General features: G+C 38.3%; 10 protein-coding genes and 1 pseudogene. 9 read left to right on the top strand and 2 right to left on the bottom strand.

Annotated features, from left to right (window positions below; all coding sequences use genetic code 11):
• Positions 1–2: 2 nt before the first annotated feature.
• From CP352_RS07455 to CP352_RS07445, 3 genes and pseudogenes are all read left to right on the top strand, one after another.
• Entirely contained in the window at positions 3–827 is an 825-nt protein-coding gene (locus CP352_RS07455) for a hypothetical protein (protein ID WP_005718333.1), read from the top strand.
• 126 nt (positions 828–953) lie between these two features.
• Positions 954–2,437, top strand: a pseudogene (locus tag CP352_RS07450) (ABC transporter substrate-binding protein/permease).
• A complete protein-coding gene (locus CP352_RS07445; RefSeq protein ID WP_089142975.1) occupies positions 2,430–3,167 on the top strand; it encodes an amino acid ABC transporter ATP-binding protein in 738 nt (245 codons plus the stop codon). Before CP352_RS07450 ends, CP352_RS07445 begins: the two are co-directional and overlap by 8 nt.
• 35 nt (positions 3,168–3,202) lie before the next feature.
• On the opposite strand, the gene CP352_RS07440 is transcribed toward CP352_RS07445, so the two are convergent.
• The gene (locus CP352_RS07440) at positions 3,203–4,453 is read right to left on the bottom strand and encodes a CAP domain-containing protein (protein ID WP_089150905.1); all 1,251 of its coding nucleotides are present in this window, start codon (positions 4,451–4,453) and stop codon (positions 3,203–3,205) included.
• A gap of 152 nt (positions 4,454–4,605) precedes the next feature.
• Here CP352_RS07440 and CP352_RS07435 point away from each other — a divergent pair, with 152 nt between their 5' ends.
• The 5 genes from CP352_RS07435 (at position 4,606) to CP352_RS07415 (ending at position 9,276) form a co-directional block, all read left to right on the top strand.
• Positions 4,606–5,688, top strand: a complete 1,083-nt coding sequence (locus CP352_RS07435; protein ID WP_089150904.1) for a D-alanine--D-alanine ligase family protein — start codon at positions 4,606–4,608, stop codon at positions 5,686–5,688.
• 27 nt (positions 5,689–5,715) lie between these two features.
• On the top strand, positions 5,716–6,465 hold the full coding sequence (locus tag CP352_RS07430; protein WP_013085684.1) for a MerR family transcriptional regulator: 750 nt from the start codon (positions 5,716–5,718) through the stop codon (positions 6,463–6,465).
• Positions 6,466–6,555: 90 nt separating this feature from the next.
• Complete coding sequence (locus tag CP352_RS07425; protein WP_023487953.1) at positions 6,556–7,689, top strand: YibE/F family protein; 1,134 nt, start codon at positions 6,556–6,558, stop codon at positions 7,687–7,689.
• Positions 7,686–8,471, top strand: coding sequence for a YibE/F family protein (locus CP352_RS07420; RefSeq protein WP_089145621.1), 786 nt, complete (start codon positions 7,686–7,688; stop codon positions 8,469–8,471). The genes CP352_RS07425 and CP352_RS07420 overlap by 4 nt, the downstream gene beginning before the upstream one ends.
• Positions 8,443–9,276 carry an alpha/beta hydrolase gene (locus CP352_RS07415; protein WP_089150903.1) on the top strand — a complete coding sequence of 278 codons (834 nt, stop codon included), beginning with the start codon at positions 8,443–8,445 and terminating at the stop codon, positions 9,274–9,276. Before CP352_RS07420 ends, CP352_RS07415 begins: the two co-directional genes overlap by 29 nt.
• 290 nt (positions 9,277–9,566) lie before the next feature.
• Here CP352_RS07415 and CP352_RS07405 read toward each other — a convergent pair whose 3' ends face one another.
• Positions 9,567–12,575, bottom strand: a complete 3,009-nt coding sequence (locus CP352_RS07405; protein WP_089150902.1) for a TIM-barrel domain-containing protein — start codon at positions 12,573–12,575, stop codon at positions 9,567–9,569.
• A 153-nt stretch (positions 12,576–12,728) separates the two neighbouring features.
• Here CP352_RS07405 and nagA point away from each other — a divergent pair, with 153 nt between their 5' ends.
• Positions 12,729–13,883 (top strand): N-acetylglucosamine-6-phosphate deacetylase, encoded by a 1,155-nt coding sequence (gene nagA, locus CP352_RS07400; RefSeq protein WP_089145349.1) that lies wholly within the window; start codon positions 12,729–12,731, stop codon positions 13,881–13,883.
• Positions 13,884–14,721: the final 838 nt, after the last annotated feature.

The raw sequence follows: 14,721 nt of genomic DNA, 5'->3' as shown, positions 1-14,721 counted from the left end.
CCATGGTTGAAGGCAAAAGAGCTGATTTGCGACGAATGGGTTATGAGCAAAATAACCAATATAAACGTTTGTTGGCTTTCGTCATCTTTTTGATTGCTGCATTGTCATTGATTACAGCTACTTTTTTAAATCCAATCTTTATGAAAAAACAGATTAGGACTAGCTATAATAGGGCAGTAGTTGTTCGCCAAGTGAATAAAAATTATGATAGCCTAGCTGATTTGATTAATGCAGATAGTGAAGATAATTCAAACTTATTATCGGATACGCAAACTCAACCAATTGCCGACCATATTATTGATTATTCTTTGGGCATTCATTGGTTTAAGGTTACTAGTTTGCCACTGGCTAATCAGATTTTAAGCGATATCGATCAAGGAATTGCTAAAGGCTCGTCAAGTGGGGCACAGGAAGTTAACCGTAAACTGAAAAAGCAGGGAACTAATGCACCTTACGCGATTATTAAAGCCTTCAATTTAAGTGTGATCACTTTAGGAGCAAATATTGCTGGTTTATTGTTTATCGTTAATTTGATAATAATTATTGTTACCATTATTACAATGGTTTCGCTACTCAACGATATGAAGTCGCGGGCTACAATTCGAATGGTGATTCATGATACGATGGCTGCTGGCATGTGGGCAGGTTTTTGGCTAATTTTGATTTCAGGCTTGTTAGCACTTGTGCCAGTAATCTTTAATGTCGATAATATCGAATTTGGCTTTTTGCTTGAGATTGGCAGTAGCGTCTTTTTGGAATATGTAATTGCTGGGGTAATTATTTACATCATTTGTGCGATACCATGGCAAATTACAGCTGCTAAATAAGAATGAGAAAACGTAATCTGTAGAATGATTACGTTTTTTGTTTGCACAAAGAATCATCTTTCTTTATAATTAAAAAATAATTAACAAATTTCATATGTTTATATTTTAAAAGAATTGGGCGAGTTTATGAAAAAAGCTAAAATTATAAAGACTTTTCTTGCTTTCATTACTATGCTTTCGACTCTTTTTTTGTTTAATCAGCCTGTTAATGCAGCCAATAAGGAGGTTGAGACTGGCTCAGTGATGAAAAAAATTAAGCAGTCGAAAGAATTAGTAGTGGGCACCTCAGCGGATTATCCGCCACTGGAGTTTACTACCAGTGAAAATGGCAATACCAAATATGTGGGGGTTGATATCGAGTTGGCAAAAGATATTGCCAAGGATTTACATGCAAAGCTAGTTATTAAAAACATGAGCTTTGATTCACTTTTGGTAGCGCTAGAGACAGGCAAGGTAGACATGGTTATTTCGGCTATGACACCTAATCCCGAGAGAAAGAAGAGCGTTGATTTTTCTAAGATTTATTACAAGCCAAGTGGCGAATATTTCTTAATTGACAAACGCGATCAGGCCAAATACAAAAAATTAAAGATTTTGCTGGTAAAACTGTCGGTGCGCAAACTGGTAGTATTCAGTATTCTTTGATTCAAAAGCAAATGAAACAGTCTAAGGTTAAAGGCTTAGGCAAAATCAATAACTTAGTTCTGGCATTAAAATCTAATAAGATCTCTGGCATTGTCATGGAAGAAATGACTGCTAAGGCCTACCAACAAAACGACAATAGCTTGATGGCTGTGAGAAGTGACTTGCGTGAACAACAAGCTGGTAACGCAGTAGCAATTGCTAAAGGACAAAATGACTTAGTAGCTGCTGTGAATAAGACTATTAATCGCGTTGAACAAAAAGATTTGATTAATAAGAAATACTTGCCTGAAGCAGCTAAGTATATGAAGACAGCGCAGAAGACGAACACGATGACTAAATATATTCCTTACTTTATTAAGGGAGTTGGCTATACCATCGTGATCACGATTTTCTCAGTGTTAATCGGGATCATCTTAGGGATGCTCTTAGCCTTAATGCGTTTGTCCAAGAATAAATTGCTGCACTGGATTGCAGTTTGCTATATCGAATTCATTCGTGGTACGCCACAAATGGTGCAAATTTTATTTGTTTACTTTGGTGTTGGAGCATTAATTTCTAACCTGTCAGCTGTTGTAGCGGGGATTATCGCAATTGGGTTGAACTCTGGTGCTTACGTTGCAGAAGACATTCGTTCTGGTATTGCTTCAGTAGCTAAAGGACAGACTGAGGCGGCTAGATCATTAGGTCTTTCTCAAGCTAAGGCTTACCGCTATGTAATTATTCCTCAAGCTTTGAAAAATATTTGGCCGGCACTAGGAAACGAATTTATTACCCTGCTGAAGGACAGTTCATTGGTTTCAGTTATTGGGGTAACTGAATTAATGTACCAAACGGAATTGATTCAGACTTCGACTTACCGTGGTGTTTTACCTTTATTCATTGCCATGATTATTTACTTTATCATGACCTTTACTTTAACTAGATTGCTTAATTATTTCGAAAGACGGATGAAACACAATGACTAAAATGATCGATATCCAACATTTGAAGAAAACTTTCGGCAAAAATGAGGTTCTGAAAGATATTTCTGCGGAAGTAGATAAGGGCCAGGTTATCTGTATTATCGGGCCATCTGGTTCAGGTAAGAGTACTTTCTTGCGTTGCCTGTATGTATTAGAGCGTCCTACGGCTGGTAAAATTGTTTTTGATGGAACAGACTTGGCTAGTCTAAAGGATGGTAAGGAACTTGATCAATTGCGGGAAAAGATGGGAATGGTTTTTCAGAACTTTAACCTTTTTCCTAATATGAATGTAATTGAAAATATTAAGTTGGCACCGATGAAAGTCAAGGGTGTTAGTGAAGCTCAAGCTGAGAAGACTGGACTAGCCTTACTTGAAAAGGTGGGCTTGGCCGATCGTGCAAAACAATTTCCAGCTAGTTTATCAGGTGGTCAACAGCAGCGGGTGGCGATCGCTAGAGCCCTAGCAATGGATCCGGAAGTAATGCTATTTGATGAGCCTACAAGTGCTCTTGATCCTGAAATGGTTGGCGAAGTTTTGAAAACAATGCAAGATTTAGCTAATTCGGGAATGACAATGGTGATTGTAACTCACGAAATGGGATTTGCTAGAGAAGTAGCCGATGAGGTCTGGTTTATGGCTGATGGCTATTTACAAGAAAAAGGCACGCCACAGGAAGTGTTTGAACACCCTACTAGTGAACGTGCAAAAGATTTCTTATCTAAAGTTTTATAATCAAAAAGGCTCAAGCATTGCTTGGGCCTTTTAATTTACTCATCTGTAATGATGGGGTTTGATAATACGTACTGTCTTACGAAAAAATTTTGATGCCATCCTTTTTGAATTAATGCATTAAAAAAGGTGTTTTGATTATTAGGCAAAGCAGTGGCTTTTGGAATGATGACAGCACGTAAAATCTTGTTTTGAAGTAAAATTGGTGATCGCACATCTGTTTCGCTATTTAAATTAGTGGTTGCTTGATTGGTCGGCGTGTTGGTTGTATCCTGCTGAACTTGATAATTTGTAGTGTCATTAGTACTATCTTGCTTAAATAGCTTGAATCTGTACTTCTGCACGCCTTTAACGTCAACTTCATATTCATGTCCTGCAACTAGGTTAGTATTTGCGGGTGAATAAGTTAGGATCGTTCTAAAATTGCCGTAGCCACAGGAGCTGTAATTCTTAACATGAGCTGCAGTAGTAACAACTTTAGTATCTAAATCAGTGATAGTAATTGTTGGCTTATTTTTAATGGTTCTATCTGATAAATAGAGCGACCACATGATATTTTTCCCTTGAAGCAATTCAATAGGGAAAAGACGCATGCTAGGATAAGCAACTACCGGCTGACTAGCAGGACGAAAAGTATCATTAATGTTTAGTACTTTTTGAACGGAATAGCGGTAGCCATTTGTACCATAAGCTGCCCCAATGCCTGTAGTGGTTAAACGACTTGAAAGTAGCCAAGCTCGGTGACCGGTATCTGAACCAGTTAAATTATAATGGTCAGTAATTAAGTCAGTGATCACATCCCCAGCGGTTTGCTGTGAAACATTAAAGTTTAAATTTGAAGTTTCAGAAGTGTCTTTAGCTAGCTTCCAAACAAATTTGGAGATATTGCTTGGCTTAGTTTCACTAGGTAAACCATGTTGGTTAATGAATGGGTTAGCATTAATTGCGGCCATTACAGCAGCCGTAATCTGCGCGTTTTTATTAAGTGTATCAGTAGTCGAGATAGCGGGCAGACTGAACAATGATCGATAGTAATTGATATAATCTGTTTGCGTTTTAATGTATTTTGGATCTAAGCGACCTACCTTAAATTTTTTGCTTAGATTTGGCTTTTTAGCATAAATATTTGCGGCACTATAACTAGTTTTATCAAGGTTCGCATATTCCTTTTGAAAATTATGAACTTCGTTAACTTCTTGTGTTGTGAATGTCGCTGCTTGTGTAACTTGTCCGGCGAGGGGGATAAATAAAGTTGCGGCAGCGGCAATAGAAAATTTCCGTAGAAGCATTTTAGACTCCCTTCTATGGTTGTCAGTATACCTTTCATTATAAACTATAACCAATGAAAAGGCTTTAGTGAAAAATATTCCACTATTTTGCGCTTTTCTGGTATTCTTTGCGTATAATTAAAGATTGGAACATTTAAAAGAGGTATAAAATAATGACTAAAAAATTACAAGTTGGTTTGATTTTTGGTGGTAATTCATCAGAATATGAAGTATCAATTGTTTCAGGCCGCAACATCTATAAGGCAATCGACAAAGATAAGTTTGATGTGCACCCAATTTGGATCACTAATGAAGGCTACTTTGCTAATGAAGAAGAAAGCTTCAAGGTTTTAGATGATCCTTCATACCAAGTTAAGAACCCACATAAGGTTAACAACATTTCTAACTTAATTGAATTAGAAAATTTACCAGAAATTGATGTCTTTTTCCCAATTGTTCACGGTAATTTAGGTGAAGACGGTGTCTTACAAGGCTTATTCCGCTTAATGAATAAGCCATTTGTTGGTGACGACGTCTTAGGTGCTGCTGTTACCATGGATAAGGAATTTACTAAGATTTTAGCTCAAAGAGTTGGTGTTCCAGTCGCTGATTGGATTTCAATTAAGCGTTTTGAATACAACGATAAGAATAACGATAAGCTTGACTATGAAAAAGTAGCCGAAAAATTAGGCCGCGACATGTTTGTTAAGCCATCTAACCAAGGCTCATCAGTTGGGGTTAGTCATGTAACTAATGCCGATGAATATGCTGCCGCTTTAAAGGAAGCATTCAAATATGACGATAAAGTCTTAGTTGAAGAAACCGTTCCTGGTACTGAAGTTGAAACTGCCGTTTTGGGTAACGACAAGCCGATTGTAGCAGGTGTTGGACAAATTACCAATGCTAAAGGCTCATTCTATACTTATGAGAATAAATATAATGACAATTCAACTTCTAAGTTGCAAATTCCAGCAGATTTACCACAAGAAATTATCGATACTGTAAGAAGCAATGCCCGTAAAGTTTATGAAGTTACCGAAAGCAGCGGCATGTCAAGAATTGACTCAATGCTTACTCCAGGTGGCAAGGTAGTCTTGACTGAAGTTAACGCTTTACCAGGCTTTACTAATATCAGTATGTATCCTAAGTTGTTTGAAGAAGCAGGTGTTCCTTACAGCGAATTGATTACACGCTTAATCGAAGCAGGTATGGATCGTTTTGATCATAAGAAAACTTTGCTTCACAAGCATGACTAAACGCCAAAAATATAGAGGTAGATTTCAATGACGACTAACAAGCATGATTTTGAAGAATTGGCTGCACCAAAAGCAGCTGCACAAGAATTAGGAATTAGTGTTGCCACGTTAAGAAAGTATTCTTTAATCGTGGAGAAGGTGACCGGCAAGAGCGACTATTTTGCTCGGACTAAGCAAAAGGCTCGTCTGTATCATCAAAAAGATATTGATGACTTAAAGGCTTTTCACCGTTTATCTAAAAATAGTGGCTTAACTTTGCAAGAAGCCGCTCGTCAAATCTATGCTGTTAGTGAAAAGAAACCTGAACCTGAAACTAAAGAACCAGCTCCTAAGCCCGCTTATAACAGTACCGATGTAATGGATACTGAGCAGGTGGTTAAGTTGCTTAACACTTTGCAAAAGACAATTTCTAATCAAAATGAGGCAATTAATTCTTTGCAGAAGCAATTGAATGTCATTCAAAAGCAAAATCAAGATTTAATTGAAGCACAAAAGCAATTAGCTGCGCCACAAGATGATTTAGATAAGTTTGCGGCTTTGCCAGATATTTCTGGAATTGTGAGTGCGGATGAACCTAAACCGAAGAGTGAAGAAGAAAAGCGCGCTGAAGTTAAAAAAGACATGAATAAGAGTCAAGAACAAATGCATGACGAGATTATGTCTAAGGCAAAGGAAAATGCCAAGAAGCGAGCCACTTCTAATGTTCACCGTACACTAGAAGATATGCAATTAACGGACCAAAAGGAACACTGGTGGCAAAAAATCTTTAAGTTTTAAACAAATTGATTAAGAATCAAGAGCTGACCTAACAAAAGGCCAGCTTTTGTTTTACAGTAGGCGTATAACAATTAATAGGAAGTAGAAGTAATGAAATTTAAATGGAAAAAGCGCTATACGATAGCAGTTATCGTGGCAATTGTAGGAGCATTATTGACGGTCTTGTCCTATTTTGCCACTGATATTTACCACAAGGACGACGTTGCCGTGATTACCGATAGCAAGATCAAGGATACTTTGATTGAAAAAAGTGAAGATGTGTATAAAAATGCGGATGAAACTCGCCAACAAATTTTGCACTTAAAAGTTTTATCGGGTAAGCACAAGGGCGAAACTTACACGACTAAAAACGTGTATTATCCTTCGCAATTGACGACGCAAAAGTATCGTGCAGGTCAGAGAATTTTTGTCAATATCAAGAAGGGTGATCCAGCGATCGTTAATCCTAAGCGTGATTGGGTGTTAGTTTTGGTAGTGACAATCACTTTAGCATTGATGGTGGCTGCAGTAGGGAAGCACTCACTCTCGCTGGTTGTGTCAATGGTAATTTCGTGGCTGATCTTTTATTTGATTATCATTTGGGATGTGCATTTGAATGGCGCCCACATTATTTTGCTGTTTGGCTTAGCTGATATCGTCTTTTCATTCTTTAGCTTGCTCATTGTGCAGGGCTTGAATAAAAAAATGTTGGCGACTTGGTTGGCAACGCTGCTAGGAGTATTTGTTTCTTTTGCCTTGTGCTACGTGATCATGAGGTTAACGGGTGAATCGGAAATGAAATATGAGACCGGTGACTATGCAACGCAAGATCCACGAGGCTTGTTTTTAGCTCAGACTTTGATTGGAATTCTAGGTGCAGTAATGGATGAGGCGACCGATATTATTTCTAGTTTGTATGAATTAATTCAAACTAAAAATAATATTACGATAAGACAGTTGATTCATAGTGGTCGAACGATGGGGCAAGAAATTATGGGACCGTTGATTAATGTCTTGGTCTTAATTTTTATTGCCGGTGCGCTGCCAGAAACTATTTTGTACTTGCGTGATAATAATACTTTAGCTTCAACTTTTGGCTTTACTCTGTCGCTGGGGGCAACGCAAAGTGTGATTTCGGCAATCGGAATTGTTCTGACGGTTATTTTTGCGACAGGATGCAGTTTGTTCTTCTTGAAAAAACGCGATTGGAAGAGTTTGTTTAAAAAAGAAGGTGAGAATAAATGAGTACATTATTTGCATTGATCGTTGTCTTAGCGATTTTAATGACAATCGTCGGTGGTGAAACTGGAATTCGTAGTTTTTTTAGTGTGCTAATTAATACGATTCTATTGATCTTAGTGGCGATGCTAATATCATGGGGAATTAACATTGCAATTTTGACGCTGATTTTTATTCCTTTAAAGCTAGTTACGATTATCTTTTTAGGCACTCATGACTATACGGTAGCAAAGAATTCATTTTATTCTTCCTTCTTAGTGTGTTTGATTATTAGCCTCTTTATTTTGGGTTGTCAATACCTGGCTCAAGCTGCAGGACTAGGACCAGAGGCAGGAGAGTTATTGGTTGGCTTGTCGCAGATGCCGGGCTTGAGTTATCCGATGATTGCTGTGACAGTGGCGATTTTCTCAACTTTGGGTGCAATCGCGGAAGCCGCGGTAGCAATGAGTTCGGGCTTGCTAGAAATCAAGAAGCATAACCCTGCTATTAGTGAAGAGGAGTTAATGGCTTCTGGGACAGCGATTGGTAATGATGTTTTGGGTACAGCGATGAACACGATTCTATTTGGAATGTTTGGTAGCTTTTTATCGCTATTTTTATGGTACTTCCGTTTGCACTATACCTTTGGTGAAGTTTTAAATGAAAAACTTTTTGTAAATGAAGCGTTAATTATCATGTATTCTTTGATTGGGGTTATATTAACAGTGCCACTATCATCATTTATGCTATCAAGAGGAATGAGCAAGAAAGGACCAAAACATGAGAGTAGAAAATCTGACGCTGACTAACTTTAATAATCGTGAATATCAAGTTCATACATATGCGCTAGAGCATAATCCTGAATTGGTTGAGCAAAAGCGCCCGCTAGCTATTGTAGTACCAGGTGGTAGCTTTAATCACTTATCAAAAAGAGAGGGCGAACCAGTAGCATTAGCATTCAATAACCAGGGCTTTAATAGTGTTGTGATGGAATATAATTTAGTACAAGATCCAGGTAAAATTTACCCTGATGCTGGGTTAGATGTTCTAAGTACTGTGAAATATTTCAGAGACCACGCTGATGAGTATCAGTTAGATGAAGATAAGATTTTAACAGTTGGCTTTTCTGCTGGCGGTCATGTGGTCAGTGTAGCCAATAATATGGCTTTAAATAAAAATTATCAGACAAAGTATGATTTTGATAAGACTGATGTTTTACCTAATAAGACAATCTTAGGCTATCCGCTGATTGATATTAAAAAGATTGGTTTTCTGATTCCAGAAGATCAAAAAGCAAAAATGCCTGTAGAGGAAGATATTTTGGATAGTGCATTAGGTGTTACACGTGAAACGCCCGATACATTTATTTTTCAGGCATGGGATGATCCGGTGGTTTTGATCGGAAATTCGATTGAATATATTGGTGCTTTGAATAAGAATAAAGTTTCAGCAGAAGCTCATTTGTTTAATCATGGCTACCACGGCTTTTCATTGGCTCGTCACAATGTGGAAACTAAGGGTCAAGATTGGCAGGATAATCCGCACGCGGCGCACTGGTTCAACTTGGCAATGGAATGGCTAAAGAGTGAGTGGGGCGAATTATGTGAAGCATAAAAAATCTTCTAACCCTAATGACAATATCTATCACACTATCGTCAAGAATAGAAAAATTGACCGAATGATTATGCCTTTTGAAGCGGTGTACTGCGTGTGGCTAATCATTACGCTGGTTCTTAACTTTAAGCTATTCGCATACTCGATTGACGCACAATTCGTGCTAATTTCTCTATTTTTCATTAGCGGATGGGTTTCGTCATTAGTTAAGAAGCATCGCATGAAGAAAAGTAGAAAATAAGATAAGCAAAAAGAGTTCTCGCACGAGAACTCTTTTTTATTAGAATCATTTACTTTTTATCTCTAAAGAAAATAACTTCCTTAGCAGCTACAAATGGTCCAGATGACTTGTAAACCTTTAATCTAATAGCTTTGGCATCGACATTTCTTAAACCAACAACCTTATTCTTACTGTCAGATTTCCAAGTTAAGTGATCACCATATGGCTTAAAGTTAACGCCATCGCTTGAAAGCTCGACACTAACTTCAACAGGATCGCCTTGGTGATCGATCTTTCTAGGTACCCAAACCATCCGACTTAAGTGTTCCAAATGATTAAACGTAAAGGTTAATTCAAGTGGCTTGTCTTCACTAACACCATCAATAGTTTCCCATTCACTGGCTAATTTTAGATCAGTCAAATAATCAATTGGGTGATCCTTAGGACTAGCTAAACTACTAGTAGTGCGAATATCGCTGATTGCATAATTCATCGGATCGGGCTTGGTAATTGCGCCAAACGGATCTGACCATTCTGAAACTTTGTTGCCAGCTACATAACGCAAACGCAGGGTGTAGCGGGTATTTGGCACTAGTTCATGGAAAGTAAATGAATTACCATCAATGCCATCATGTAAAATGCCGTTAACTTCGATTTGAACTTGGTCGGTTAATTGCGGCCAAACTACTGTTAATGAATGAGAGCTAATCTTGTCTGGATCAACCATTGGTTGTTTTGGTGAACGCAACAGTGAATCCGTAATAGCGTGAACCAAAGTTTCATTGCCATATCTGAAGTTTCTGATCGTAATCTCAATCTTAGAATCGGTAATATCGCGTTTAGCTAACTTAATTTGTAGAGCAGTTTGCTTCTTTTCTTGGTATTGATCAAACTCAGGCATCCAGCTGTAATTTGTGTTAAAGAAGAAGCCCTCCTTAGCATGGGCAAATGTATCAACGGTACCGTACTCTTGCATTGGAATTTCCTTGTCGTTGATTTTAACAGTCAAACCATCAGGATAACCGTCACACATGATGTTCAAGTTGGTGGTGCTTTCCGTTTGGAAAGTATTGAAATCGCCTTGAGTTGGGTCGATGGTGATCGTCAATTTGCTTGCTTCTAAATCACTCGTGATTTGTGTAGCTACATGGTTTCTTGAATAGTCGTTATAGCCGTTATCATCGTAAGTAACCATTTTACTCTTGCCTTGAGGGTAGAGGACATAGTTGCGTTCGCCGAGGTCAAAAATAGCTCCGCCTCGTACAAATACTGGTAAATGCCAGGATGGGTAAGATTGCTTATTATAAACGCGACCGCCCAAGTACTTTTTGCCATCAAATAAGTCAACCCACATTGTTCTGTGATTAGGCAAGTAAAGGTTGTCTTTTCTTGAATTGCCATTACCATCTTCGCGACCGTTAACAATTGGCGAAATCAACAAGTTAGGCCCTAACATAAATTCATGGCCCACCTGTGGGGTGTAGTTGACTTGTTCATGTGGAAATTCCAAGAATAATGGCCGCAAGATTGGATCACCGACTTGAGCGCGGTAGATTAGGGTATATAAGTAAGTCTGCAATTGCTCACGTAGTTTTAAATAGGCTCGATTAATTTGCGTCATCTTACTATTGTAAGCAAATGGGGTCTTACTAAATTTACCTTGATCGTCTAAGTTGAACAGGATTGGGGTAAATGCCTTCCATTCAAAATCACGAATGGCAATTTGAGCATTACCACCGCCAGCGGTACCGTCAACGGCGCTACCAACTAAAGGCTGGCCCGAAAGGCTAGCCCCCAAAAAGCCAGCAACTTGTGTTGGAATGTTTTCCCAGTTGCCGCCAATGTCACCAAAGGCTAGCATTGTTCTATTTTGACTACCAGCAATACCAGTATTAGAGAAAATCAATGGCCGCTTACGCTTCAAATTGTTGCGTAAAATTAGCGCATCATTTTTCAATACTTTTGGATCGGTTGTGTCCGTTTGAATAAAGGTGGTATCAGGTGAAGCCTTCGGTGTGTTGTTTTGACTCCAAAGACCAGCGCTAACGTCATGCATAGCGGCGTATTCACTGAAGCTAGCCATGGCTTCTTCGTTGATTTCTTGCACATCATAGTTAGGCACGATCCAACTTAATTTAAAATGCTGCTTCTGGTAGCGATCAACCATTGCCCGTGCTGAGAATTGATATTCTTCTTCGCCATTCAAAGAGCCCTTGCCACTAGCATCTTCTGGCTTGTTAGTTCTGGTGTAATAATTACCGTCTTCAAACATGACAGCATTACGTTCCTTAGCTTCACCAGGTTGCCATAAGGTAGTTAAAAAGTTGCCAACATGACCTAATCCTAGTGCATATTTAGGTGGCATCAGTGGCTTACCCGTTAACATGTAATACTTTGCCAAAATATTTTTGGGTGAATTACCTAATAGATAAAAGGTATCAAACATGTTGGTGTCGTGCTTCAAGATAGTGGCATCCGGATTGCTTTTACCAAAGTCATAATTGCCAGCACTCTCAGTATTGCGCAATTCACCAAAGCCGGAGTTAGCCCAGAAGAATGGCACTTGGGTCAAAACGCCGCCTTTACCGGTAATCTTGTCGCGCTTGATTGAAATGATTTCACCTTTATGACTGAAGTAGCCGTTCTGCATCCCGCCACCAAAGTAAAATTCATTCTTGTGTTGCTTCAAAATTTCGGTAGTTTGATCATTGCCTAATTCAAGTGGACTCAGCTGAACCAAACGATTGCGGTGCAGCGTCTCGTCAAAGATGCTCATTACGGCTGGCTTTTGTTGGAAAATAAGTTGATAATTGCCAGACTTAATGATTAAGGAATCGCTGGTTGCCTTAGGCTGTGATTTTTCAAAATAGTCATTGTTGAATTGAGACAGGTCAACAAAAGATGAGTGATTCTCGTCAAACTTCTTAGCTGGATCGAGAAAATATCTGAAGATCCCGTCAGCTAAAATATAAAGACGAGCAATATCGCCGGTGGAGTAGTGAAGTTCATAATAATGATCACGTTTGTTGGCACCGATAAGTTGGCCTAGTTGATGTCTTTCTATTTGGTTTTGTGTCATATTTATTCTTCCTATTTAAACTTGCTACCTTATATTATAACTAAAAATCAAAAAACTTCTTAAGCAATTGTACTAAAACTGGTATTTACCAATTTTGTTAGATATAATTAAATTAACAATTACGATTTAGACATATAAAGAAAGAAGATATTTATGACTTATTACATTCATGCAGATAAATTTTTCTTAGAAAACAGAACAGAAAACGGCGGCTATCTTGAAGTTCAAGATAATGGCAAGTTTGGCTTTTTCTATCCAGAAAGCAAAAAGCTAGAAGGTGAGATTGTCGATTATGCTGGCAAATGGGTTGCACCAGGATTAGTTGACACCCACATTCACGGCTCATTGCGAGAAGATGTAATGAAGAGTGACTGGGAAGGCATCAATAAGATCTCTAAGGGCTTGCTTAGTGCGGGGGTTACTTCATGGATGCCAACAACGATCACTGCTGCAAGCGATACCTTAACTAGAATTTGTAAGATGTTTGCGGACCATCAAGGACAAGAAGAAGGGGCAAAGATTCAAGGGATTCACTTTGAAGGACCATTCTTCACGGAAGAACATGCTGGAGCTGAAAATCCTAAGTACATGATGGATCCCGATATTAATGAATTTAACAAGTGGCTGGACGCTTCTAACGGGATGCTGAAGAAGATTTCAATGGCTCCTGAAAGAAAAGGTTCCAAAGAATTTATTCGTGAAGCCGTTAAGGAAGGCGTTGTTGTGGTCCTAGGTCACTCAAGCGCTAGTTTTGAAGAAGCCGTCGCAGGCATTGAAGCAGGTGCAACCATGTTTACTCATACCTTTAACGGGATGCCTGATCCAAGCCACCATACGCCATCAATTTCTAACGCGGCAATGGCACTTAATAATGTGACCGATGAATTAATCTGTGATGGCCACCATGTGCAACCATGTATGGCTAAGACTTTGATTAATGCCGTTGGTCCAGAACACATTGCCTTGATCACTGATTGTATGGAAGCTGGCATGATGCCAGATGGCGACTACATGTTGGGTGAATTGCCAGTCTATGTAAAAGATGGCATGGCTCGTCTTAAGGACGGCGACAATTTGGCTGGATCTATCTTGCAATTGAAGCAAGCCGTTAAGAATGTAGTTGACTGGAATATCGTTACTCCAGAAAAGGCAGTGATGATGGCTAGTTATGTTCCTGCTAAGAGTGCCCATATCTTGGACAATTGCGGTACAATCGCACCAGATAAGGATGCCGACTTCTTGATTTTGAATCCAGATTTGACCTTAAGTGAAACTTACTTGAATGGTGAATCACGTTATAAGGCTTAATTTGTTAGTCTAGTTTTAAATAGTCCTCATTAGATTGAGGGCTATTTTTTGACCCCTAAATTTTGGCAAATAGTATACAATTAATAATAGTAAAGTAGGTATTATACATACGAGGAGGAATTTACTATGCCAGATGGAATCAGTCAATTACTAGTACTTTTTAAGTAACGATTTTTAATTAAATAGTTTGTACCCTTACTGAAGAGGAATATTAATATTATTTCATGGATCTCGTCTACTAAAGTAGGCGGGATTTTTCTACCTGAAAAAGCTACGTGTTAGCTGCATAGTTTTTCAGAATATGTCTTATTGACTTTTTGAAGTTCATACAGACCTAATAAAAATAAATCATCAATTTCTATGCTAGCTAAAAGTAGAAAAGCATGATATTATACAGCTATAGATAAAAGAACAACTTGCATACGCAAGAAAAACAAGATGTAAAAAAATCGCTACTCTAAATGTACAAATGAGAGTAACGATTTTTTTCGTTCAACCAAATTTTATAGCAAAAAAGTTAAGTGCATTGGTTACAGGTGGATGACGTTTTAAGAAGTAAAGTAAGTACTAACATTCAAAGAGCATGTAAAATAATCAGAAAAGGATAAATTGGAAACTGCATATACTTCGTTAGAAGCAGGAAAAAAGCAGGACTAATACAAACAGGATTAGCTAAAAGTGCACATACAACTTAGTCAACAATTGCAAGAATCATACGGGAAGATAATGTTTCTTTTGGAAAGTTGAAAGTATTGCGGAAATACTGACACTTACAAATACCACCTAAGTGTATAATTTTTTGCGGTAAGTTGAATAAATAATTAAAAAGCTCAAGTCC

Origin of the sequence: Lactobacillus sp. UMNPBX1 (assembly GCF_002554085.1) — a bacterium.
Classification (GTDB): Bacteria; Bacillota; Bacilli; order Lactobacillales; family Lactobacillaceae; genus Lactobacillus; species Lactobacillus crispatus.
The sequence above is the reverse complement of the archived record's forward strand: the minus strand, read 5'-3'. Positions and strand labels throughout refer to the sequence as shown.

What these genes read in the sequence shown, in the direction of transcription:
- CP352_RS07445 (WP_089142975.1), top strand. Translation starts at nt 2,430, where the DNA reads ATGACTAAAATGATCGATATCCAACATTTGAAGAAAACTTTCGGCAAA.
- CP352_RS07440 (WP_089150905.1), bottom strand. Translation starts at nt 4,453, where the DNA reads ATGCTTCTACGGAAATTTTCTATTGCCGCTGCCGCAACTTTATTTATC.
- CP352_RS07415 (WP_089150903.1), top strand. Translation starts at nt 8,443, where the DNA reads ATGAGAGTAGAAAATCTGACGCTGACTAACTTTAATAATCGTGAATAT.
- CP352_RS07435 (WP_089150904.1), top strand. Translation starts at nt 4,606, where the DNA reads ATGACTAAAAAATTACAAGTTGGTTTGATTTTTGGTGGTAATTCATCA.
- CP352_RS07405 (WP_089150902.1), bottom strand. Translation starts at nt 12,575, where the DNA reads ATGACACAAAACCAAATAGAAAGACATCAACTAGGCCAACTTATCGGT.
- CP352_RS07455 (WP_005718333.1), top strand. Translation starts at nt 3, where the DNA reads ATGGTTGAAGGCAAAAGAGCTGATTTGCGACGAATGGGTTATGAGCAA.
- CP352_RS07420 (WP_089145621.1), top strand. Translation starts at nt 7,686, where the DNA reads ATGAGTACATTATTTGCATTGATCGTTGTCTTAGCGATTTTAATGACA.
- CP352_RS07425 (WP_023487953.1), top strand. Translation starts at nt 6,556, where the DNA reads ATGAAATTTAAATGGAAAAAGCGCTATACGATAGCAGTTATCGTGGCA.
- CP352_RS07430 (WP_013085684.1), top strand. Translation starts at nt 5,716, where the DNA reads ATGACGACTAACAAGCATGATTTTGAAGAATTGGCTGCACCAAAAGCA.
- nagA (WP_089145349.1), top strand. Translation starts at nt 12,729, where the DNA reads ATGACTTATTACATTCATGCAGATAAATTTTTCTTAGAAAACAGAACA.